17 protein-coding genes, 2 tRNA genes and 2 pseudogenes are annotated in these 20,236 nt (G+C 40.1%); 15 read left to right on the top strand and 6 right to left on the bottom strand.

The window, feature by feature from the left end; genetic code table 11:
• Positions 1-53: 53 nt before the first annotated feature.
• The 3 genes from hypB to hypD are packed head-to-tail and all read left to right on the top strand — an operon-like array spanning position 54 to position 2,148.
• The gene (hypB, locus tag QAP06_RS04135; protein WP_286464926.1) at positions 54-782 is read left to right on the top strand and encodes a hydrogenase nickel incorporation protein HypB; all 729 of its coding nucleotides are present in this window, start codon (positions 54-56) and stop codon (positions 780-782) included.
• Positions 782-1,018, top strand: a complete 237-nt coding sequence (locus tag QAP06_RS04130; RefSeq protein WP_000335461.1) for a HypC/HybG/HupF family hydrogenase formation chaperone — start codon at positions 782-784, stop codon at positions 1,016-1,018. Before hypB ends, QAP06_RS04130 begins: the two co-directional genes overlap by 1 nt.
• A 17-nt stretch (positions 1,019-1,035) precedes the next feature.
• A complete protein-coding gene (gene hypD / locus QAP06_RS04125; protein ID WP_286464925.1) occupies positions 1,036-2,148 on the top strand; it encodes a hydrogenase formation protein HypD in 1,113 nt (370 codons plus the stop codon).
• Here the strand turns inward: hypD and QAP06_RS04120 are convergent.
• Positions 2,099-2,632 carry a hypothetical protein gene (locus tag QAP06_RS04120; RefSeq protein WP_286464924.1) on the bottom strand — a complete coding sequence of 178 codons (534 nt, stop codon included), beginning with the start codon at positions 2,630-2,632 and terminating at the stop codon, positions 2,099-2,101. The genes hypD and QAP06_RS04120 overlap by 50 nt on opposite strands.
• A 66-nt stretch (positions 2,633-2,698) precedes the next feature.
• Between QAP06_RS04120 and QAP06_RS04115 the strand changes: the two genes are divergently transcribed.
• The 5 genes and pseudogenes from QAP06_RS04115 to QAP06_RS04095 all read left to right on the top strand — a co-directional run bounded on the left by QAP06_RS04115 (position 2,699) and on the right by QAP06_RS04095 (position 6,291).
• Positions 2,699-2,773: transfer RNA gene (locus QAP06_RS04115), tRNA-Gln, on the top strand.
• 26 nt (positions 2,774-2,799) lie between these two features.
• A tRNA-Met gene (locus QAP06_RS04110) sits at positions 2,800-2,876 on the top strand.
• Positions 2,877-3,141: 265 nt separating this feature from the next.
• Positions 3,142-5,376: a Hop family adhesin BabA gene (babA, locus tag QAP06_RS04105; protein WP_286464922.1), complete on the top strand. Its 2,235-nt coding sequence runs from the start codon at positions 3,142-3,144 to the stop codon at positions 5,374-5,376.
• A gap of 348 nt (positions 5,377-5,724) precedes the next feature.
• Complete coding sequence (locus QAP06_RS04100; RefSeq protein WP_058338131.1) at positions 5,725-6,036, top strand: type II toxin-antitoxin system antitoxin; 312 nt, start codon at positions 5,725-5,727, stop codon at positions 6,034-6,036.
• Positions 6,023-6,291 (top strand): annotated as a pseudogene (locus QAP06_RS04095) (HP0892 family type II toxin-antitoxin system mRNA interferase toxin). Before QAP06_RS04100 ends, QAP06_RS04095 begins: the two are co-directional and overlap by 14 nt.
• Before the next feature lie 105 nt (positions 6,292-6,396).
• Here QAP06_RS04095 and QAP06_RS04090 read toward each other — a convergent pair.
• Complete coding sequence (locus QAP06_RS04090; protein WP_001135624.1) at positions 6,397-6,921, bottom strand: acyl-CoA thioesterase; 525 nt, start codon at positions 6,919-6,921, stop codon at positions 6,397-6,399.
• Positions 6,922-7,060: 139 nt separating this feature from the next.
• Here QAP06_RS04090 and QAP06_RS04085 point away from each other — a divergent pair, with 139 nt between their 5' ends.
• Genes QAP06_RS04085 through QAP06_RS04075 form a run of 3 tightly spaced genes read left to right on the top strand, consistent with a single transcriptional unit; the run spans position 7,061 to position 9,649 of the window.
• Positions 7,061-7,909, top strand: coding sequence for an SDR family oxidoreductase (locus tag QAP06_RS04085; RefSeq protein WP_286464920.1), 849 nt, complete (start codon positions 7,061-7,063; stop codon positions 7,907-7,909).
• Positions 7,902-8,882: a FecCD family ABC transporter permease gene (locus tag QAP06_RS04080; protein WP_000921458.1), complete on the top strand. Its 981-nt coding sequence runs from the start codon at positions 7,902-7,904 to the stop codon at positions 8,880-8,882. The genes QAP06_RS04085 and QAP06_RS04080 overlap by 8 nt, the downstream gene beginning before the upstream one ends.
• Positions 8,882-9,649 carry an ABC transporter ATP-binding protein gene (locus QAP06_RS04075; protein WP_286464918.1) on the top strand — a complete coding sequence of 256 codons (768 nt, stop codon included), beginning with the start codon at positions 8,882-8,884 and terminating at the stop codon, positions 9,647-9,649. The genes QAP06_RS04080 and QAP06_RS04075 overlap by 1 nt, the downstream gene beginning before the upstream one ends.
• A gap of 77 nt (positions 9,650-9,726) precedes the next feature.
• Here QAP06_RS04075 and QAP06_RS07820 read toward each other — a convergent pair whose 3' ends face one another.
• From QAP06_RS07820 to murJ, 4 genes and pseudogenes are all read right to left on the bottom strand, one after another.
• On the bottom strand, positions 9,727-11,223 hold the full coding sequence (locus tag QAP06_RS07820) for an autotransporter outer membrane beta-barrel domain-containing protein (protein WP_491059807.1): 1,497 nt from the start codon (positions 11,221-11,223) through the stop codon (positions 9,727-9,729).
• A gap of 156 nt (positions 11,224-11,379) precedes the next feature.
• Positions 11,380-13,601, bottom strand: a pseudogene (locus QAP06_RS07815) (vacuolating cyotoxin family protein); the annotation flags it as partial.
• Between the two features lie 223 nt (positions 13,602-13,824).
• Complete coding sequence (gene cysS, locus QAP06_RS04065) at positions 13,825-15,222, bottom strand: cysteine--tRNA ligase (RefSeq protein WP_286464917.1); 1,398 nt, start codon at positions 15,220-15,222, stop codon at positions 13,825-13,827.
• Positions 15,223-16,683: a murein biosynthesis integral membrane protein MurJ gene (gene murJ, locus QAP06_RS04060; protein WP_286464916.1), complete on the bottom strand. Its 1,461-nt coding sequence runs from the start codon at positions 16,681-16,683 to the stop codon at positions 15,223-15,225.
• A gap of 92 nt (positions 16,684-16,775) precedes the next feature.
• Between murJ and QAP06_RS04055 the strand changes: the two genes are divergently transcribed.
• From QAP06_RS04055 to QAP06_RS04040, 4 genes are all read left to right on the top strand, one after another.
• Positions 16,776-18,620, top strand: a complete 1,845-nt coding sequence (locus QAP06_RS04055; RefSeq protein ID WP_286464913.1) for a FapA family protein — start codon at positions 16,776-16,778, stop codon at positions 18,618-18,620.
• A 25-nt stretch (positions 18,621-18,645) separates the two neighbouring features.
• Complete coding sequence (gene ruvA / locus QAP06_RS04050; protein WP_286464912.1) at positions 18,646-19,197, top strand: Holliday junction branch migration protein RuvA; 552 nt, start codon at positions 18,646-18,648, stop codon at positions 19,195-19,197.
• Between the two features lie 175 nt (positions 19,198-19,372).
• A complete protein-coding gene (locus QAP06_RS04045; RefSeq protein WP_286464911.1) occupies positions 19,373-19,840 on the top strand; it encodes a PBECR3 domain-containing polyvalent protein in 468 nt (155 codons plus the stop codon).
• A 28-nt stretch (positions 19,841-19,868) separates the two neighbouring features.
• Positions 19,869-20,231, top strand: coding sequence for a hypothetical protein (locus tag QAP06_RS04040; protein WP_286464910.1), 363 nt, complete (start codon positions 19,869-19,871; stop codon positions 20,229-20,231).
• Positions 20,232-20,236: the final 5 nt, after the last annotated feature.

Below are 20,236 nucleotides of genomic sequence, written 5' to 3'. Positions count from 1 at the left end.
AGCCGTTTAATTAAGCGCGCTACGATACGAAAATTTTAAAAGAAAGGAAAAACATGAGCGAACAACGAAAAGAATCTTTACAAAATAACCCTAATTTGAGTAAAAAAGATGTCAAAATCGTGGAAAAGATTTTGAGCAAGAACGACATCAAAGCCGCTGAAATGAAAGAACGCTACCTAAAAGAAGGCTTGTATGTGTTAAATTTCATGAGTTCTCCTGGCAGCGGGAAAACCACAATGCTAGAAAATCTAGCGGATTTTAAAGACTTTAAGTTTTGCGTGGTGGAGGGCGATTTGCAAACCAATAGAGATGCGGACAGATTGCGTAAAAAAGGCGTGAGCGCGCACCAGATCACCACCGGCGAAGCGTGCCATCTGGAAGCGAGCATGATTGAAGGGGCGTTTGATTTGCTCAAAGATGAGGGAGCGTTAGAAAAAAGCGATTTTTTAATCATTGAAAACGTGGGGAATCTGGTTTGTCCCTCAAGCTATAATCTAGGGGCGGCGATGAATATCGTTTTACTCTCCGTTCCAGAGGGCGATGATAAGGTGCTAAAATACCCTACGATGTTCATGTGCGCGGATGCGGTGGTTATCAGTAAAGCGGACATGATTGAAGTGTTTAATTTTAGGGTTTCTCAAGTCAGAGAAGACATGCAAAAATTAAAGCCTGAAGCGCCCATTTTTTTAATGAGCTCCAAAGACCCTAAAAGTTTGGAAGATTTTAAAAACTTCCTTTTAGAAAAAAAGCGTGAAAATTACCAATCCACGCATTCGTTTTAATGTGTTTAGCGATCCCCTCTAAAGTCATAGCCATTAACGATAATGTGGCGCTCTTAGAGACTTTGGGCGTTCAAAGAGAGGCGAGCTTGGATTTAATGGGTGAGTCCGTTAAAGTGGGCGATTACGTGTTGCTCCACATCGGCTATGTGATGAGTAAGATTGATGAAAAAGAAGCCCTAGAATCCATTGAGCTGTATCAAGAAATGATCGCCAAAATGAACGAAACGCATGAATAAATGCATGAATAAAAACAATGAGCGTTGATCATCTCATTTCGCCCTTTAGGGACAAGCAAACCCTTTTAGCGCTCTCTAATGAAATCAAAAAACTCGCTTTTAAACTTGAAAAAAAATTAGTCATCATGGAAGTGTGCGGAGGGCATACGCATTCTCTCATGAAATACGGGCTTTTAGATTTGATGCCTAAAAATTTAGAGTTTGTGCATGGGCCAGGGTGTCCGGTATGCGTGATGCCACGAGCGCGCCTTGATGAAGCTTATGAACTCGCTATGATCAAAGACAGCATCATCTTAAGTTTAGGGGATATGATGAAAGTCCCCGGGAGCTATGGGAGTTTGATACAAGCCAGAGAAAAGGGGCTAGATGTGCGTTTTTTGTATTCGCCCATGCAAGCTTTAGAGATCGCTAAAGAAAACCCGCATAAAAAAGTCATTTACATTGCGATCGGTTTTGAAACCACAACGCCCATGAGCGCTAGCGTTTTATGGAACGCCAAAAAAGAAAAACTCCACAATCTTTTTTTCCACATCAACCACATTTTAGTGCCTCCCAGCGTGAGCGCGATTTTAAAAGATCCAGCATGCCGAATCAACGCTCTTTTAGCCCCTAGCCATGTGAGCGTGATAAGCGGTGCTTCAATCTATTCTCCTTTAGTGGATCGCTTTAAACTCCCCATTATCGTGAGCGGTTTTGAGCCGGTGGATATATTAGAAAGCGTGTTGATGCTCATCAAACAAGCCTTAAGCAAAGAAGCCAAGCTAGAAATCCAATACAAAAGAGCGGTGAGCTATTGGGGGAATGTGAAAGCGCAAGAGTTAGTCAATGCTTGCATGGAAATAAGGGAAGATTTTGAATGGAGAGGTCTAGGGAATATCAAACATTCCGCTCTCAAACTCAAAGAAACGTTCGCTTCTTATGACGCTGAAAAAGTCTTTAAAGAACACTTAAGCCACAAAACCTCTAAAGAAAACAAGGCATGCAAGTGCGGGGAAATTTTAAAAGGCATCGCTAAGCCCCTAGACTGCTCATTATTCGCCACAATTTGCACCCCACAAAATCCGATCGGCAGTTGCATGGTCAGCTCTGAGGGGGCGTGCGCGGCGTATTATCGTTACAAGCGCGTTTGAGCTTTAAAAATTGCCTTTTAGTGAAATCGCTCAAACCTTCGCAATTGACATTGATGCTAACCGGTTTTTTAGGAGGATTTTCTTTTTTTTCAACCGGTTTTTGATAAGCCCTTTTTTTCACGCCCGCTTGGATTGCCTTAAAATCAAAAGGGTAATCCAAAGCTTTTAGGATTTTTTGCGTTTCTTTAAAATGGGCTTTCAGGTGGTTGGTGTAATGATCTTCTTCCATTTTAAAGGCTTTCAAATAGCTAGGGTGCGTGAAATAGATTTTTAGGATTTGATTTTCTATTTTGGCGTATCTAAAGCCTTTTTTTAAATCCCCCAAAGCTTGAGAAACATAGCGCTTAATCGCTTCTCTTCGCTTGAGTTGGAGTTTTAAATTTTTAAGTGCAGAGACTTGAGCGATTTTTTTAAAAAGCAAAAAGGTTTCTTTCTTTTTCAGGTAGCGTTTATAAATGAGGGGGTCAAATCCGTTTTCTTCCATGATGAAATTATAGCGTTTTAGCTTGACTTTTTTAAAAAGCTTTTGTATAATGCTTTTTTTAGTTTTTGGGGTGTCGCCAAGCGGTAAGGCACCAGGTTTTGGTCCTGGCATTCCGAGGTTCGAATCCTTGCACCCCAGCCATTTTTCCTCATATTAGCGTATTTTGGCGCGGAGTAGAGCAGTCCGGTAGCTCGTTGGGCTCATAACCCAAAGGTCAGTGGTTCAAATCCATTCTCCGCAACCAATCTCTTTTAAAAATCCCCCCTATCTTTTTAAACTATCCCTTTAAAGAAAATGATTTTTAACAAAATTCTAGCACCAAACGAACACCACCAAACGAACACCACCAAACGAAACCAAAAACACCAAAATCAAAAAAATGATAAAATTTTTAAGAAAATGACAAAAAAAAAAAAACGCTTTTATGCTATAATGCTTCAAATACATTCCAAATATCCAATGAATGTATGAAATCCCTAATATTCAATTCAATCTAAAAAGGAGAAAACATGAAAAAACACATCCTTTCATTAGCTTTAGGCTCGCTTTTAGTTTCCACTTTGAGCGCTGAAGACGACGGCTTTTACATGAGCGCAGGCTATCAAATCGGTGAAGCCGCTCAAATGGTGAAAAACACCAAAGGCATCCAACAGCTTTCAGACAATTATGAAAACTTGAGCAAGCTTTTAACCCGATACAGCACCCTAAACACCCTCATCAAATTATCCTCTGACCCGAGTGCGATTAATGCGGCACGTGAAAATCTGGGCGCGAGCGCGAAGAATTTGATCGGCGAAAAAGCCTCCCCCGCCTATCAAGCCGTGCTTTTAGCGATCAACGCGGCGGTGGGGTTTTGGAATGTCTTAGGCTATGTTACGCAATGCGGAGGTAATGCCAATGGTCAAGAAAGCAGCTCTTCAACAACCATCTTCAACAACGAGCCAGGGTATCGATCCACTTCCATCACTTGTTCTCTGAATGGTCATACTCCTGGATACTATGGCCCTATGAGTATTGAGAATTTTAAAAAGCTTAACGAAGCCTATCAAATCCTCCAAACGGCTTTGAAACGAGGCTTGCCAACGCTCAATCAAAAAAACGGGAAGGTCGATGTAACCTATACCTACACATGTTCAGGGAATGGGAATGATAACTGCTCGCAACAAGCCACAGGTGTAAGCAATCAAAACGGCGGAACCAAGACTGAAACCCAAACCATAGACGGCAAGCAAGTGAATATCACGATCAGTTCGAAAGTCGTTGATAGCGGAGCAAGTGGTAACACATCAGGTGTCTCCTACACCGAAATCACCAACCAATTAAACGGAGTGCCTGATAACGCTCAAGCCTTGTTAGCGCAAGCGAGCACGCTCATCAACACCATCAACACCGCATGCCCGTATTTCCATGCTAATAATAGCAGTGAGGCTAATGCCCCAAAATTCACTACTACTACTGGGAAAATATGCGGTGCTTTTTCAGAAGAAATCAGCGCGATCCAAAAGATGATCACGGACGCGCAAGAGCTTGTCAATCAAACGAGTGTGATTAACAGCAATGAACAAACAAATCAACAAGTGGGAGGCAGTAATGGCAAGCCTTTCAACCCCTACACAGACGCTAGCTTCGCGCAAGGCATGCTCGCTAACGCGCAAGCGCAAGCCAAAATGCTCAATTTGAGCGAACAAGTGGGGCAAACCCTTAACCCTGACAGGCTTACCGGGAATTTTCAACATTTTGTTAAAGACTTTTTAGCCACATGCAATAACCCCTCAACAGCTGGCACTAGTGGCACACAAGGTTCACCTCCTGGCACAGTGACCACTCAAACTTTCGCTTCCGGTTGCGCCTATGTGGAACAAACCATAACGAATTTAAACAACTCCATCGCTCATTTTGGCACTCAAGAACAGCAGATACAGCAAGCCGAAAACATCGCTGACACTCTAGTGAATTTCAAATCCCGATACAGCGAATTGGGCAACACTTATAACAGCATCACCACCGCGCTCTCCAAAGTCCCTAACGCGCAAAGCTTGCAAAGCGTGGTGAGCCAAAAGAACAACCCCTATAGCCCGCAAGGCATAGAAACCAATTATTACTTGAATCAAAATTCTTATAACCAAATCCAAACCATCAACCAAGAACTAGGGCGTAACCCTTTCAGGAAAATGGGCATCGTCAGCTCTCAAACCAACAACGGTGCCATGAATGGGATCGGTATTCAAGTGGGTTACAAGCAATTCTTTGGGCAAAAAAGAAAATGGGGCGCTAGGTATTACGGCTTTTTTGATTACAACCATGCATTTATTAAATCCAGCTTCTTCAACTCGGCTTCTGATGTATGGACTTATGGCTTTGGAGCGGACGCTCTTTATAACTTCATCAACGATAAAGCCACTAATTTCTTAGGCAAGAACAACAAGCTTTCCGTGGGGCTTTTTGGCGGGATTGCGTTAGCGGGCACTTCATGGCTTAATTCTGAATATGTGAATTTAGCCACCGTGAATAATGTCTATAACGCTAAAATGAATGTGGCGAATTTCCAATTCTTATTCAACATGGGAGTGAGAATGAATCTAGCCAGACCTAAGAAAAAAGACAGCGATCATGTGGCTCAGCATGGGATTGAGCTAGGCGTGAAAATCCCCACCATCAACACCAATTATTATTCCTTTATGGGGGCTGAACTCAAATACAGAAGGCTTTATAGCGTGTATTTGAATTATGTGTTCGCTTACTAAAAGCTTAAAACCCTTTGTGAAACTCCCTTTTTAAGGGGTTTCTTTTTAAAGCTTTTTTGAAGTCTTTTTTTAAAGAGATTTCTTTTTTTGAACTCTTTCTTTTTATTTAAGGGGTTTCTTTTTTTAAGCTCTTTTTTTAAGCTCTTTTTTTAAGCTCTTTTTTTGAACCCTCTTTTTTTAAGGGATTTCTTTTTTAAATTCTCTTTTTTTTTGGGGGGGTTTGATCTTTTTCTTTTTACTGATTTTTTGCTGACTCCTCAAAGCACTTTTTAAGTTTTTATTTTCCTAACCTTTCTCGCTCTATCGCTTGCGCTATAATGAAGCGGTATTTTTAAAAAAGGATAAAGCATGCCTAACTCTCCCACCAAAAAAGACTACACACAATACAGCGAAAAACAGCTTTTTAACTTTTTAAATTCTATTAAGACCAAACAAAAAAGAGCGTTAGAAAAATTGAAAGAAATCCAAGCTCAAAAACAAAGAATTAAAAAAGCACTCCAATTTAAAGCGCTCCATTTAACCGAAAATGGATACACCATAGAAGAAGAGCGAGAAATCTTAGCAAGGGCTAAAGATACCAAGAACCACCTTTGTTTTAAAAGCATAGAGGATTTTAAAAAGCATTGTGAAAACTTAAGATTTAAAAATGCTGATGATTGAAACCGGTAAAAAATTTGATAAGGATTTTAAAATTCTTGTTAAAAACGAATTTGATTTAAAGCTTTTATATAAAGTGGTTGAAAATTGAGCCAAAGAGCAACCCCTAGCTCCCCAATACAAAGACCACTCAAAGGCGGTTTAAAAGATTTTAGGGAATGCCACTTAAAACCGGATTTATTGCTTGTCTATCAAATTAAAAAACAAGAAAACACTCTATTTTTAGTAAGACTAGGCAGTCATAACGAGTTGTTTTGAACCGCCCACACCACTCATAACGCTTAAACTAATCGCCCACCAACTACCCCCCCTTTTTTAGGGGTAAAATTTAGGGTTAAAACACCGCTCACGCTTTTTGTTTTTTTAAATATTCTCGTGTTTCCCGCTTTTTAAATACCCTCGTGTGCGCATTTCCTTGCGTTTCAAAGCCCCTTCATAACGGCGGATTTCAACCTCTGTTTTAGGCTCGTATTTAGGCATGGGGGTGGGTTTGCCATTTTCCACAGCCACCATAGTGAAATAGCATGAATTGGTGTGCGTGATTTCACGAGTTTTAATATCTTCGCTTAAAACCTTAATCCCCACTTCGCACGAAGTGTTGCCCACATAATTGATACTGGCTAAAAAAGTGAGCAAATTCCCTACAGGAATGGGGTATTTGAAAGTAACCCCATCCACGCTTAAAGTGACCGTTCCTTTAGCGCAATAACGAGTTGAGCACACATAAGCCACTTTATCCAATAAATTCAATAATTCCCCCCCATGCATGACATTGTTGAAATTAGCGGTTGTAGGCACGACTAAATAGCTCATCAATAATTTAGTGCGATCCGCTGTGTCTATAGTAAAATCAAAATGGCTAGAATGCGATGATTGTATTTGAGGCATTGCTTCTCCTTAATTAAAATTGGTGTTAAAAATGTCTTTTGTAAAAAACATTCCAAGAACTATATATTAGTAAAAATTAAGTAATATTGAGTGAATATTAGAGGAATTATAAAAATAATAAGAGAGTTGGCGTTAGAGAATGGGCGAGAAAAAAGAAAGCCAAAAGGTGGCAATTATCACCGGGGCGAGTTCTGGGATTGGGTTGGAGTGCGCGTTAATGCTACTAGATCAAGGGTATAAAGTCTATGCGCTCTCTAGGCATGCGACTTTGTGCGTAGCGTTAAACCATGCGTTATGCGAGAGCATTGATATTGATGTGAGCGATTCTAACGCTTTAAAAGAAGCGTTTTTAAACATCAGCGCTAAAGAAAATCATTGCGATGTTTTGATCAATTCCGCCGGTTATGGGGTGTTTGGGAGCGTAGAAGACACGCCTATTGAAGAGGTTAAAAAGCAATTTAGCGTGAATTTTTTCGCCCTTTGTGAAGTGGTGCAGTTTTGTTTGCCCTTATTAAAAAACAAGCCCCATTCTAAGATTTTCAATCTTTCTTCCATAGCAGGGCGTGTGAGCATGCTCTTTTTAGGCCATTACAGCGCGAGTAAGCATGCCTTAGAGGCTTATAGCGATGCCTTGCGTTTAGAGCTTAAACCTTTTAATGTTCAAGTGTGTTTGATTGAGCCAGGCCCGGTGAAAAGCAACTGGGAAAAAACCGCTTTTTCAGTTGAGAATTTTGAGAATGAAAACGGCCTTTATGCCTTAGAGGTGAATGCGGCTAAAAACTTTTATTCTGGCGTGTATCAAAAAGCCCTAAGCCCTAAAGCCGTGGCGCAAAAAATCGTTTTTCTTACCATGAGTCAAAAAATCAAGGCCCGCTATTTGATCGGCTTAAAAACCCAATTATTGTTAGCGTTGTATAGAATCCTCCCGAGTAGTTGGTATGATTCTTTGTTCAGATTAATCGTTCTTAAAAGGAAGCGTGATGCTTAAAACCTATCATATTGCATTAGCTTGCGTGATTTTAGCGGTGGTGGTGCTGTTGTTTGGAGGGGAGTCTTTGAGTTTGGAAGAATGGCAAGAAGTGTGCCTTAATGTGAAAAACCACTTTTTGCACAATGAAGAACTAAGCTCCTTAAGTATTATTATTTTAGAAATACGACTACCACGAGTGATCTTAGCGCTCCTGGTGGGAGCGAGTTTGTCCGGGAGTGGGGTGGTAATGCAAACGATTTTTAGAAACCCCTTAGTGGATCCCTTTTTACTAGGGATTTCTAGCGGGGCGATGCTAGGCGTGGCGATGGCGATAGCGGTAGTGGAGTCTAACATTGCGATTTTGGCGTTTTTTGGGGCGATTTTAGCCAGCCTTGCTGTCTTAGCGATGAATAGGGTTTTAGGCAATTCCGTCCTTTCGTTGGTGCTTTCAGGGGTGGTGTTGAGCGCGTTTTTAAGCGCGTTAGCCGGAGCGATAAAATTCTTTGTGATCCCCCAAAAAGCGCAAGCGATTGTCGTGTGGCTTTTAGGGAGCTTGTCTTTGAGCAGTTATAAGGATTGCTTGATCGCTTTCATAGGGCTATCTTTAGGCTTTATCCCGCTTTTTTTGTTAAGGTGGCGCATTAATTTATTGAGCTTGAGCGATGCGCAAAGTTTGAGCTTGGGGATTAACCCGGTGCTGTTGCGATCGCTTTGTTTGGTGTGCGTGAGCGTGGCGAGTGCTTTAGCGGTGAGCGTGTCCGGCACGATTGGCTGGATTGGGTTAGTCATTCCGCATGTGGCTAGGTTGTTTTTTGGGGCGAATTTGCAAAAACTGCTTTTAAGCTCTTTGTTAATGGGAGCGTTTTTCTTGCTTTTAGCGGATGTGGTGGCTAAAACCATTACCCCCTATGATTTACCGGTGGGCATTGCGACAAGCGTTTTAGGAGCGCCTTTTTTCTTGTGGCTTTTATTCAGGACTAGGGGGGTGTGATGGTCTTAGAAGTTAAAAACCTGTCCTTTAAATATTCTCAAAAACTCATTTTGGATAAATTGAGTTTTAGCGTGCCAAAAAACAGCATTACCAGCATTTTAGCGCCTAATGGATCGGGTAAAACCACGCTTTTAAAATGCCTTTTAGGGCTTTTAAAGCCTTTAGAAGAAACCGAAATTAAAGCGTGTAACAAAGATATTTTACCCTTAAAGCCTTATGAAAAAGCTAAACTAATCGCTTATATCCCCCAAGTGGAATCTTATGCGTTTAATTTCAGCGTGCTGGATTTTGTCTTAATGGGGAAAGCGACGCATTTGAATCTGTTCGCTATGCCTAAAGCCAAGCACATTAAAGAAGCTGTTAGCGTTTTAGAGCGCTTGGATTTAGAGTCCCTAAAAGATCAAGGTATTAATGATTTGTCCGGCGGTCAAAGGCAAATGGTGCTTTTAGCCAGAAGTTTGTTGCAAAGAACGCCCTTATTGTTACTAGATGAGCCTACGAGCGCTTTAGATTTAAAAAACCAAGCCCTTTTTTTTGATGCGATTAAAGATGAGATGAAAAAACGAGAATTGAGCGTTTTAGTCAATATCCATGACCCCAATTTGGTTGCTAGGCACTCCACGCATGTGGTCATGCTCAAAGATAAAAAACTTTTTTTGCAAGCTTCCACGCCAATCGCTATGACTTCGCACAATTTAAGCGTGCTCTATGACACGCCCCTAGAAGCGATCTGGCATGATAACAAGCTTGTCGTGTATGCGTTGTAGGGGTTAAATGTTTTGTAAGATCTCTTAAGAAACCCCATGCCAAAGCATGGGTTTAAGAGCGGTATTTAGAGCGGTATTTAGAAACTATACCTCATTCCTAAATTGGAAGCGAAATGGCCTGCATTGGAAATCAAGTTGTGCAAATAAATAAAGCCCAAATTCAAAAACACTTCTTTAGCCAATTTCAATTCCCCACCCATCATCACTCTTGCATGGGTATTTAAAGGATTGCGAGCGGCATTCACTTTAAAGGTGTTTAAAGACACCGCATTGCTAGAACCAAAATGAGCAAATTCTTGTAACACTCCAGCATTCATATAGAAGTATGAAGTGTCCCCATAATAATAACGCGCTTCCACATTAGCGCTAGCGTTGAATAAATGCTGACTGCTTGCGCCATTTTTTAAAGCCGTTTTATTGGTGCTGTTGCTTTCAAAGTTGGTTGAACCTAAATGGTTATAGCTCACGCCCACGCTTGGTTTTAACACTAAAGCGTTCCTAAAAAACACAAAGTCATAACCATAGCTCGCTCTTGTTGCAGCGCCATAGGCTAAGTAATTATAGCTTTGATTCAAATCTCGCAATAAAGCGCTTTTGAAATTCAAGCTTGATTGATCACTCCCTACAGCTCCTTGAGCTTCAAAATCAAATTCATGCTGGTTAGCAAAGATACGGCTATACACGCCAAAATTAGCGTTATTGGCTCCTGAGTTAAGAGAGTTCGCTTGATTATTAAAAGAGCTATAACCATAGCTTCCAAATCCGCCCACAATGGCTTCCACTTTCTCATTAAGGTAAGCATCTACGCCTGCGCTTGTGCCATATAATGAAGTGTTGCCACCGCTATTTAAGCTCGCTCCTCCAATAGCGTTAGCCCAAACATTGGTGGGTTTTTCATATTTAGGAGCAAATTGATACAACACCTCTGCCGCGCTTTCTAAAGAAGCGAATCTTTGGTCTTTTAAAGCTTGCAAGCGTTTGGCGAATGAGTCAATATTGTTGGTGTGCCTTCTGGAGAGATTGACTAAACGAGAATTTAAAATCATCGCATTGCTCAGGCTTAAAGTTTGTAAGCCGCTTGTCTTATGCTCCAAACTGGCTATGTTGTTTAAAGCGTCAGTGGCCGTATTCAATTGCTTGGTGATTTCATTAGCGCTTGTAGCATCAATCATTGTTCTGGCATAACCTGCATTGTGGCTATCAATCAATAAGGTTTGTAAGAGATCCCTGCCTTGCGCGCCTGAGTTAGCATAAAGCGTGTCAATATCACCAGAGCGGTTAGCCAATTCAAACACGCTTTCAATGGTGCCAAAATCATGCTTATTGATAGCGACTAAATTAGGAGTGGCGCTATAATGAGCGAAGGGAGCGTTCTTTATGAGAGCGTAGCTAGCGAAACGCGCATTTTTAGGGGCGTTTGTAGGTAAATTTGTGGTATTGCCACCATTCTCAGCAGGGGTAGCATTACCTAAATAACGCACAGAGATTTTAGAGCCATTAGCCGTTTTGCTAATGCCTATATTTTTCCATGCCTTACCGATAAGATACTTGTAATTGTCAGGGTTATTCACCATGGCTTGATCGCCAATAGCCATCCCGCATGCTTTAATGTCATCGGTATTTCGCACCACACAAGTATCCATGCGGTTATTGTTGTTATAAAGAGCTAGGCGCTCGTTGAACTGCTCTATTAGATTCGCATTACTAATGCTGTTAGTGCCTAAAGAAGCATTTTCATAACCGATGATTTTCGCTTTCAATAAGACATGTTCTTTATTTTTAATGAGATCTTGAGCGCTGTTAATTTTGATAAGCGGTTTGTAAAATCCAGTCGCGCTATCTATATCATTATTAAAACTCATGACTGCTGCATTGCCTACGCTTAAGGTTTCTATGTTCCCGCCTCGAACCAAATAATTGATAGTGCCTTGATTGTTGATAAAATTCCCCTGAATGGTTACATTTGAAAATTGGCTATAATCCATGACTGCATTGGGGCCTAGGGTTAGATTATTAAACATAAGCTGTGATGTGCCCCAAGGGCTTCCTTGAGGTCCAAAAGCAAGTTTGTTGGTGATTTCAACATTTTTAATATTCCTAGCGTCAAAATAATTCCAAGGGGCGTAGTAAAAATCATTGATAACCAGTTTTTCACCGCTTTTAAATTTAACGCCCCCAGAATAGATTGACCTAGTGCCAGTTTCCAAACGCACGGTGTTGATGCGCGATTGATTGCCTATATCTTCGCTAAAATTAGTGTATTCCCCCACACTTATCCCATTGGTTTTAACCAACAATTCATTAATGTTGAAGTTTTTAACGGCCACATTAGTGGAAGCTGTAATGAGCTTGTTGATATTGACCTTGTTTGTAACACCACTAAAATCTAAGGTGTTGAAACCACCATTACCAGTATCAATATCTTTAAAATTGACCGTATGAGCGCTCGCTTTTAAATTCACAAATCTTCCCAGACTGATATTGTTATTAAAAGCGATTGTGCCGTTTTTGGTATCCACACCAGCCTTAAACTCAAAATTCGCGCTTGAGCCTGCCAAAGCATAACCGCCCACTTGATTATTCACCATTAAAGCCCCATCAACGGTGATATTCCCGGTTAGATTTTCCACTAAAAGAGAGCGCCCGCTCGCTTGATTGGACAGATTGACACCGCCTTTGCCGATATTCAAATTAGCCGCATTGGTGGTAAGAGAAGCTGTATACCCTCCCACTTTAATTGTGCCATCAGTGTTAGTGTTGATGCGGTTGATATTGACCACCGTGTCTTTGGCGCCAGCAAAAGGCCCATCAATGACTTGCGTGGGTTGAACTTCTGTTTTTTGTCCGCTATTGGGTGGGTTAATGACCTGAGTGTTACTATCTTGCTTGTCGTTTTTAGCGCTTTCATTTTTGTCGTTTTTAGCGCCACTTTGAGAATTGGTACTATTAGGTTTATCCTTATAGCCGCCTTCTGGGGGGCAATAATGTTTAACCCCGCGCTTTGCCACAAATCCAGTGTGCCAATATAAGTCTTGTTACTAGCGATAATGCCTGCTTGAGCGGCGTTTCTATCGCCCACAGTGAGATGGTTAAAATTCACTTCCCCTGTTACTTTTGAAGTGTTTATCGTGCTGTATGAAGGGGCCAAATACGCTCCCACGTATTGCAAACGGCCCATCCACACATTACCCATTAATTTAACGCTGTTTGAAGCCAAATTGAGCGTGGCGCCATCATAAAGAGAAATTTCTGCGTTTTTATCGCTAGTGATCCCTTCTGAAGCTTGCAAAGTTAAAACCGTAGAGCTAGCTTTCCTCCCGGCTCCAGAACCCACGCGGTTATTGATTTCTAAAAAATTATCAATCAAGATATTTTTAGCGTTAAAATCCACTCTCGTGGTGCGATCGGCGCTATCCTTAAAGCTTGTGAAAGAATTGCCGTTGAATTGGCCCAAGCGTAAAGTGGCTTTTTGCATATTGACATCTAAATCCCCACCGGTGTAGTTTCTTAGCCCTGAAAGCTTATAAATCCCTACAGCGTCTTTCATATCCACTTCAAGCTTATTCCATTGCCCGCCTTTGACCCAATAATGCCTAGCGGCATTCCCCCAATCCCAACCTCCATCAATCTTACTGGATAAAAGGGATTTGTATAAGTCGTATTCCTTGTTAGGGAATTCATTAAAGCCTCTTCCTGCTTGAATGCGCCAAACTTTATCGGGTTTATCCGGGGTTTTATTAGCTTCTTCGGCTTGTTTGAGCCCCCAACCAAGAAGCCCTGAGACCGTTCCTACAGCAGCACCTGTAGCGATACCCCCAACAATGGCTGGAATGATCACGGTTGTAAAGAAGGCGGCATGACTTTTTTGCGGTGTGATGCTGACCAATAGCCCCACTAAAGCGAGAGAAACCAGAGGGCGATTGATTTTGCGGTGTGTTTGTTGTATTTCCATTTTCTTCCTTTCTTCTTAATAAAACGATTTTTGCACAAAGGGTGCGACTTTAAACTGGAAAATTTCCGTTGTATTTACGATTAAGGTTATAAATATGTAGTATTTACAGCCAATGTCCAATTCTATCAAGTATTAGGTAAATGAATATAAAATTTACAAGATTAAAAAGCAAAAATGTTGAAATTTGTGGCTAGAATGTGTAAAAAGGTAAAATTGGAGGCGTTTAAAAAAACTTCTCCCAGATCGTGCCTTGTGGGGTGTCCATCAAAGCGATTTTTTGTTTCAAAAGCTCTTCTCTGATGCTATCGGCTTTTAAAAAATCTTTTTGCTCTTTGGCGCGTTTTCTTTCTTCTATCTTGTTTTCAATTTCTTGTTTTTCGCTTTCACTCACGCCTAATTGGAAATAAGCACTAGGGTCTTTAAACCCGATGCCAAGCAGTTCTTCTATGAACTTCAAATTCGCTAAAATTTCGCCCTTTAGAGCCTTGTTTTTAGGGTTTTGATCCAGTTTTTCATTAGTGGAAGAAAGCATGCTTTCTAAAACGCTCAACGCTTTAGAAATGTTTAAATCATCTTGCATGCATTCTAAAATTTCTTTTTTAAAGTCTGGATTGATTCCTCCAAGAGTCCCTAAAACGCGCTGTTTTAAACGATAGATTTTATCCAAGCGTTTTTTACTCACTAACAAGTCTTCTTCATTGAAATTCAAAACAGAGCGATAATGCACCCCCAGTAAGTAATTGCGCAAAATTTCGCCATCATAGTTTTTCAGGGCGTCTTTAATAAAAAAGCTATTCCCTAAACTTTTAGACATTTTTTCGTTATTGATATTCACAAAGCCGTTATGCATCCAATATTTGGCAAGCTCCACGCCAAAGGCGCAACGGGTTTGGCACGCTTCATTTTCATGGTGGGGGAATAACAAATCCGCTCCACCTGCATGAATATCAATTTGATAAGGGGCGTTAGCGAGCGCTAAAGTTTCAAAAACCATGCTAGAGCATTCTATATGCCAGCCAGGGCGCCCTTTGCCTAAAGGGCTATCAAAGCCCACATCATTATCCCCCTTATAGCTTTTCCATAACACAAAATCCTGTTCAAGCCGTTTTTCTTGCACCAAACCAATACGGCCAAATTCAATACTACTATTATGCACGCTCAAAGAGCCGTAATCTTTATCCTTGCTCGTGTCTAAATAAATATCCCCATTAGAGACCTGATAAGCGATATTTTTTTCTAAAAGCGTTTCAATCATGCCCACCATAGCGTCTAAATACTCGCTCGCTTTAGGCTCTAGGCTGGGTTTTTTCACGTTCAAAGCGTTTAAATCCCTCGTGTAAGATTCAATATAAATGCTGCTTAATTCTTGAATGCTTTTGTTTTCTTTTAAGGCTTTGTTGATGATTTTATCGTCAATATCCGTGAAATTCCTTACTAACACCACTTCATAGCCGCTCAATTCAAGCGTTCGCCTTAACAAATCAAAAGCAATCGCGCTCCTGGCATGCCCTAAATGAGCGTCATCATACACCGTAGGCCCGCACACATAAATATTCGCCTTTTTTTCAATTAGAGGCTCAAAAGGGACTTTTTGTTTTAATTTGGTATCATAAATGAACATTTAAAAACCTTGAAAATAATAAAATAAATATAAATGTGTAACCCACGATTTGAACGCTAAGAGTAATAAGATTTCCACGCAAGCGAGGAAAAGGATTACAAGCCATGATTTTAAATTCTTGATTATACCCAAGAATGATTGAAAGCCAAACGCTTTTATCGTTAAAACAAATAAAAATAACCCGCTCAAACTATTCGCTAACGCTAAACCCAAAACCCCTAACAAAGGCATTAAACTCAAAGAAGCCATTAAACCTAAAAAAAGCGAAATTAAAGAGATTTTAGCCGCTTTTTTTTGTTCTAATTTCGCATAAAGCCACAAAGAAAAGAGTTTGGTTAGCCCAAAAGGGAGCAAGCCTAAAAGATAGAGCGAAAAGACTTGCGAAGTGATTAGGGTGTCTTTAGGGCTAAATTGCCCCCTTTCAAATAAAAGCTCTGTGATTTCTTTGCTTAACATGATCCCCCCAATGCTGCAAAGAAGCAAAACCCCCACCAAAAAAAACCACGCCTTTTGCAAGCGCTCTAAGATTAAATCCTGCTGATTGTTTTTAATGGCGATCGCAATGCTAGGGAAAAGGGCTGTGGATATGGCTATGGCAAATAAAGCTAAAGGGAGCTGGAAAACTCTATTAGCGTAATACAAATAAGACACGCTCCCACTCGCCAGAAAAGAGGCTATCGTGGTGTCTAAAAAAGAAGCGATCTGAGCGCTAGAATTGCCTAAGACGCTGGGGAGGAATTGCTTGAAAAACCCTTTTAGATCTTTTTTAGCCCTTTTAGAGCGGTATTCTTTTTTGGTGGCGTTTTTGGTCTTAAAGCTCAAAAATCCTTTCCATAATAAAGCCCATAAGCCCAATTTGACTAAAGGATAAAAGTGTAATAAAATTTGAGCCACGCCCCCTAAAAGCACGCCATAGCTCAAATAATACAACACTTCTAAATGCGTTTTGTCTTTAGAAATCAAAAGGGCTGAAATCATGCATAAATTGAGCAAGCTTGCGCTATAAGCGCTGGCAAAAAAGCTGTGTTTGTATTGCAAGAGCGCGCCTAAAAAAGTGGTAATAAACACCAATAAAAGATACCAAAAATTGATCGCTACAATAGGGGCGCATCGTTTGAGCGTTTCTTCATCAAAGCCGTAAGCAAGGAGTTTGGTCAGCCATAAGGGGTTTAATGCTACTAGTAAGCACCATACCAATAAAACGCTACCAAAAATAAGCCCCACCAAACTCGCAAAGCTCCCTTTAATGGAACTTCGTATGAAGCTCGGTAAAAAGCTTTGTGAAAAAGAACCTTCCGCAAAAATACGCCTGAACAAATTAGGCAATTTGAAAGCCACAAAGAAAATATCGCTATACACCCCAGCCCCTAGAATATTAGCCATCATCAAATCCCGTAAAAAGCCAAAAATCCTAGAGCATAAAATCCCTAAGCTGTTGGTTAAAAATATTTTTTTTAGCATATTGGTTGTATTTATTACCTAATTTTCAGTGTTTTTTTGTTAGCATATTCCTTTTTTCAAATTCTTATATTATACCATTTAAGGATTAAAAAATGAGCTTGGAGCATTTTGCCCCTATAAAAGTTGAGCGGTGCAAAGACATTCAAAAAGAATTAAAAAAAGTGGCCGCTGAAAATAAATTACAAACAGAAGATCTATGGTTTGAGATTTTAAAAACTTCTATTTTTATCAAAAACAGCGCTAAAGACGATTTTAGCGAGGCTTTTGGTGGGGAATTGCAGCAATTAGAAGAAGATGAATACTATGAAAAAAAAGAGCTAACCCTTTATCAAACCCACGACATTAAAATCAAATCAAACGCTTATAAGCGCTTTTTTGAAGTGGAAGTGGATGAAAATTTGAGCAAAATAGAAATCATTCTAGATGAGTGTTTTATTGTCCTAGACACTGAAGAGCATTACCAAGAAATGTTTGCGTATATTAAAGAGCGTTTAGCTTTTGAGGGCGTGGTGTTTCGCCACTTTCCACAAATGTATGAAAATTTAAAAACAGAATTGAGAAAATATAAAAAAGAAGCCCAAAATAAGCGCTTTATTTTATACGCTTCTTCAACCTTTATCCCTAATGTAGAAGAACAATCCCATTTTTTATTAGAAGAAGAATACCTTCCAACCCATACCATTTTTTTAAGCGATCAAGAAGAATCGTTGGTTAAAGAAAATGATTATATCGCTAAAGAAAATCAAAAAGTCGCTTGCGTGAATTACCCCAAACAAGGCAAAGACGGCCGTAACCTTAAAGGCCTTTATATTGAATTGCCTAAAGTTGCCAATTCGCCCACCCCTATAGGGCATGACAAAAACGCTTTTGAAGAAAGAGAAGAAAATAACGCTTTAGTGTATTACTCCAAAGCCTTACAAGGGGTTAAAATGGAAAAAGGGCGTTTGGTTTCTAAGCAAAATTTTATTTTTAAAAATGGGATCAAATCCATTGAAGTGCCTAATCTTTTAGGGGGAGTGGAGAGCGGGCTAGTTTTAGAAATTCAAGCTAAAGACGAATTGAGCGATGCGATTGATTCTAATCTCATTTTAGAAGCGAGCGCGATTAACATTAAGGGCAATGTGGGCAAGAATGTGATCTTAGTGGCCAAAGAAATTACTATAGAGGGGCAAATCCACCCTGAAAGCTATGTCTATGCCAATAAAGCGCGCATCACTAATCATAAGGGCGTGTGCTACGCTAAAGAGTTTGAGTGCAAGTATTTAGAGCGCGCTAAGGTGTATGCCAATAGCGTTAAAGTGGAAGCGAGCGCGGGGAGCGTGGTCTATGCGAAAGAAATCGCTTTAGAAAAGCTTAAAAGCGATAACAAGCTGTATTTTTCCAAGCAATGTTGGATTGATGAGGTGGATGGTAATGGCAACCGCTTTATTTTTTACGCTTTTGGAGGGCGAGAAAACCAAGAAGAGTTGAAGGCCGCTAAACAAAAACTCAATGCGCTAGGGTTAAAATCTAAAAAAATCATCGCTCAGCACCAGTCCTTAAACCATTTAGTCAAAAACCATCAAGCCATCATGGAAAAGCTTAAAAACGCCACCGAAGAGATCAAACGCTCTTTAATGCAACAAGAAAGCGTGAAAGACGCTTATAGCGAGTTTATGTTTGCCTTAAAGCGTTTGAAAATCTTAAAAGCCCAAATGCTAGAATTGCAAAAAATCAATAACGAATGTTACGCTAAACTCATCAGCATAGAAAACAGCTTTCAACATGCAAGTATTATGACTAAAAACCCTTTCAAGCAAGAAAATATCGTGATCTATCATCGCAATTACCCTAAAGTGAGCAACTTGAGCGCTATGTTAAGCCATAATGAAAGCGTGAATGTGATCTATGAAGATCATAAAATCAAAAAAGTCCCTAAAAGCGCTATAAAAGGCTAGAGCGAGAAATAAAAAAGGGATAAAAATGATAGTGGGTTTGATAGGGGTTGTGGAAAAAATTTCTGCTTTAGAAGTGCATATAGAAGTGCAAGGGGTTGTTTATGGGGTGCAAGTTTCTATGCGAACTTCTGCTTTGCTTCAAGCGGGTCAAAAAGCGCGTTTGAAAATCTTACAAGTGATTAAAGAAGATGCGCATCTTTTATACGGGTTTTTAGAAGAGAGCGAAAAAATCTTCTTTGAAAGGCTTTTAAAAATCAATGGGGTAGGGGGGCGTATCGCTTTAGCCATTCTTTCAAGCTTTTCGCCGAATGAATTTGAGAACATTATTGCCACTAAAGAAGTCAAAAGACTCCAGCAAGTCCCAGGCATAGGCAAAAAGCTCGCTGATAAGATCATGGTGGATCTCATTGGCTTTTTCATTCAAGATGAAACAAGCCCTGCGCGCAATGAAGTCTTTTTAGCCCTAGAGAGTTTGGGCTTTAAAAGCACCGAAATCAATAAAGTGTTAAAGACCCTAAAACCCAATCTCAGCATAGAAGCAGCGATTAAAGAAGCCTTACAACAACTGTGCTCTTAAAAAAGGTTTTTTAGTTTAGCGGCTATGCGTTGAAAAAAGCTACTTTGCAAGCGAGTTTAGTAAGAGTTCAGAACTGATCGCAGAAATCCCTACAAGCGGGAGAGACGCGATCACTTTTGGAACTAATAACCTAAACCCTGAAATTGTTGAATTCCTGCACAAAAACAACAAGAAAATGATTATAGAAAAAGCCTCTAACAAAGAATTAGAACTTTTAGCTGACGCTAACTTTAAACACCCTGAAAACATAAGAGCGAGTTTAGATCATGATGCTATCGCTCATATACTCAAAAGGCATGGCGTTAATTCTGTTAATGTTAGAAATGGAGAAATTCCTATTACGAACGAAGATATAGCGAATTATAGATATATCGTTAATAACGCTGATGCAATTCTTAGGACTTTAGACAAATACGACAAAGAAGCTATAACGGCGTTTAAACAAGTTAATGATTATGCGGTAGTGGTAGAGCAAGCGATCAATAAGAAAAATGAATTAGTTTTAAAAACAATGTTCAAGAGTAAAGGAGATTATAAGAATAATGAAGTTTATAAAGAATTTTCAAGCACCTCACTCGACGCTGATGTGAAGGTGCACCATAGGTTGAGTTCCTATAGTGGTGCTAAAAAGAACAATACTTAAAAAACTTGAATAAGTCAAGGAGAACATAATGAACTATCCTAATTTGCCTAACAGCGCTTTAGAAATCACAGAACAACCACAGGTAAAAGAAATCACTAACGAGCTTTTAAAGCAACTACAGAGCGCTTTAAAGAGTAACGCGCTTTTTACCGAGCAAGTAGAACTGAGCCTTAAAGGCATCGTTAGGATTTTAGAAGTGCTTTTGAGTTTTGACTTTTTCAAAAACGCTAACGAGATTGACAGCAGTTTAAGAAACTCCATTGAATGGATCGGTAACTCCGGCGAGCGCTTGAAAAATAAAATGAAAGAATACGAGAGCTTTTTTAATTCTTTCAATACGAGCATGCGAACTAACGAGCAAGAGGTAACCAACACCTTAAACGCCAATTAGCAAAA

The organism is Helicobacter pylori, from assembly GCF_030323545.1.
Lineage (GTDB): Bacteria > Campylobacterota > Campylobacteria > Campylobacterales > Helicobacteraceae > Helicobacter > Helicobacter pylori_CO.
This window is presented reverse-complemented; position numbering and strand designations above follow the sequence as displayed.